We start from the raw sequence: 2623 nt of genomic DNA, 5'->3' as shown, positions 1-2623 counted from the left end.
AAAGAACTTATTTGGGTACAATGCAGACATTGAAATTGAAAACGTCAGCAATGATAATCTACCGTGGCATTTAAATGCCCAAAAGAACAAAGTTGCTGTTTCAACTACTGGGACAGACTCAGTCTGTATCGATGAACGACAAGAACATTTAGAAGAGGCATCATTTACATTAAAATAACTGATGTTATATACGTCAGCCACTAAGCACGCTCTGGTGAGTGCAATAACAACGTTTAGTGGCTAATGCTATAGCTCAAGATAAAAGAGGAGTCGGTCGATAAGCCGGGTTCTGTCGCGGACAATCATTCATCTGGGACACACGTCACCGTATGCCTCAAGCAACCTACCCGAATCCCGTACGGGCCGCACGATATGACTTTACAGTCAAGTGGATTCCTATTTGGTCTTGCTCCGGGTGGGGTTTTCCCTGCCACGACTGTTGCCAATCGCGCGGTGCGCTCTTACCGCACCATTTCACCCTTACCCACTGCCCATACCTTTTCCAGACTAGTCTAAAAAGAGGAACAGTGGGCGGTATATTTTCTGTGGCACTTTCCGTAGGTTCACACCTCCCAGGCGTTACCTGGCACCCTGCCCTTTGGAGCCCGGACTTTCCTCCCTTTGTAAAAACAAAGAGCGATTGCCTGACCGACTCTGTTATCAATAGTATCAGAGTGCTTAGCGAAAGACCACAAATACCGATGAATTTATACTGAAAACTGCAAAGAAAATACTGAACTTAGATAATTAACTCTAAATTAGAAATCACGAGTTCCAATAAATTCATCATCAAAATAACGCTTAAGCTTAGTACGTAACGTACCACGACTAACACCAAGAACCCGAGCAGCTTTTGATTGATTATAACGGGTTAATTCCATTACAGTACGGAATAAAGGAGCTTCAACTTCTTCAACAATTAATTGATATAGATTTAAATTGGCATCCTTACTACCTACGCTGGTTAAATAACCCTTAACAGCACTGATTACTTGATGCGACAGTGCTTCGTTACCTTGAACCACTTCTTGCACAACTGCATTCATTTTAATCTCCTAGCACAAAATAATGAACAAATTATTATGTTCAGCAAATCCACGCGCCAAACACCATGACCGATATAATATCAAATATCCCAAAGAGTGTAAACATTGTTTCAATGATATTCATTTATTAAGGAAATATTAAGAAGAAATATTGTATCATTTTCGAAAGGATTGTTAAAATAATTGTATGATTTATTTATAAAAATTATGTAAATTTTAATAAAATCGGAAGGAGTAAATTTTTTATTAAAATGCATCATAAAACTCGTAAAAAGAACGCTATTTGGTAAGCAAAAAGGACGAGATTATTAAATAATCATAGGTAGGAATCAGCCATTTTCATATTCAATGGACGATCGTTTTGATTGTTTTTCTTTAATAATTAATATCAGTTATAGATAAGAAAATTAAAAAAACATCTACGTACCATGAACAACCGTGGTACGTAGGCTAAATTTATTTTCCATAACTGGCATTAGGGATGTGATATATTCAAAAGAAAAGTAAAGCAGAAAGACTAGGTGCTAAGCAACGGTAAAGCTCTCTCCACAGCCACATTGGCCTGTTTGATTGGGGTTATTAAACACGAATTTGTAATTTAAGCCCTGTTTTACATAATCAATATGCATATTTTTAAGGAAAGGGAAGCTCGACTTATCGATAGAAATTAAATAGTCACCAGATAAAAGTAATATTATATCCCCTTCTAATGGTGATTTAACATAATCCACAACATAAGATAAACCAGAGCACCCTGTTTTTTTCACTGATAAACGAACACCATTTTGTTCTGGATTTTTATTTAAATAAGAAATCAGGTGTTTTACAGCTGACTCTGATAAAGTAATCCCTGGTTCTGTAGTACTAACGTGTTGCATAACGACACTCATGATTTATACCCCGTAATGTTTTTTTGCATTAACGCTAAAGTCTCTTTATAAACATCTTCAATAACCAATGCAACAGGATATTGACTGTTAGGAATATCCAATACATTAATTAACACTTGATAATTAATTGATGGTGGACTATCTAAATTCGTGCCTTCAATGTTCTGACATAACCATTCCAGGGCAGCAAGAACATACGGATTTCCATTTGATTTAAAACATGCCGTCCTAATAAGCCCGTCTCTGGAACATTCTATGTACAATTCAATCATACTAATCGTTTTCTGGTGCATCATTTTATAACTATAATGAGCCACCAATGGATCGCTAGCTTCAAGTACTCCCACATGTTCAGGGTGGAAAAAGCAATCCTCTACAACTTTATTATACATCATATTGGGGACATTTCATGCAGTCTGTTTACCTGATTACAAATCAATCCTATAGCAAAGTCAATCTGTTCCTCAGTAGTAAAGCGTCCTAAAGATAATCTTACAGAGCTTTGTGCCAGCTCATCAGTTAAACCAATCGCTCGCAAAACATATGAAGGCTGGATGCTTGCAGAGGTACAGGCTGAAGTAGTTGATATAGCCAGCTCTCTTAAACTCAACAACAGTGAATCACCATCAAGTCTGGCAAAAGACATATTCAGATTGCCCGCAATACGCTGTTGTTCATGCCCGTTCA

The 2623-nt window shown here is 37.3% G+C and carries 3 protein-coding genes, 1 other RNA gene and 1 pseudogene; all 5 read right to left on the bottom strand.

The features are described from left to right. Window positions 1–262: 262 nt before the first annotated feature. Window positions 263–656: RNase P RNA component class A (rnpB, locus tag Q0495_RS05670), an RNA gene on the bottom strand. 102 nt (window positions 657–758) lie between these two features. Further along, a complete protein-coding gene (locus tag Q0495_RS05665) occupies window positions 759–1046 on the bottom strand; it encodes a helix-turn-helix domain-containing protein (RefSeq protein ID WP_298623996.1) in 288 nt (95 codons plus the stop codon). A gap of 524 nt (window positions 1047–1570) precedes the next feature. Further along, window positions 1571–1936 carry an iron-sulfur cluster assembly accessory protein gene (locus tag Q0495_RS05660; RefSeq protein WP_298623994.1) on the bottom strand — a complete coding sequence of 122 codons (366 nt, stop codon included), beginning with the start codon at window positions 1934–1936 and terminating at the stop codon, window positions 1571–1573. Next, window positions 1933–2331, bottom strand: coding sequence for an iron-sulfur cluster assembly scaffold protein (locus Q0495_RS05655; protein WP_298623993.1), 399 nt, complete (start codon window positions 2329–2331; stop codon window positions 1933–1935). The genes Q0495_RS05660 and Q0495_RS05655 overlap by 4 nt, the downstream gene beginning before the upstream one ends. Then, window positions 2328–2623, bottom strand: a pseudogene (locus Q0495_RS05650) (IscS subfamily cysteine desulfurase); the annotation flags it as partial. The gene Q0495_RS05655 and the pseudogene Q0495_RS05650, both read right to left, overlap by 4 nt.

The sequence above is a fragment of the uncultured Legionella sp. genome (assembly GCF_937871865.1).
Taxonomy (GTDB): Bacteria; Pseudomonadota; Gammaproteobacteria; order Legionellales; family Legionellaceae; genus Legionella.
Note: the sequence above shows the minus strand (reverse complement) of the source record. Positions and strands in the feature narration are given on the sequence as shown.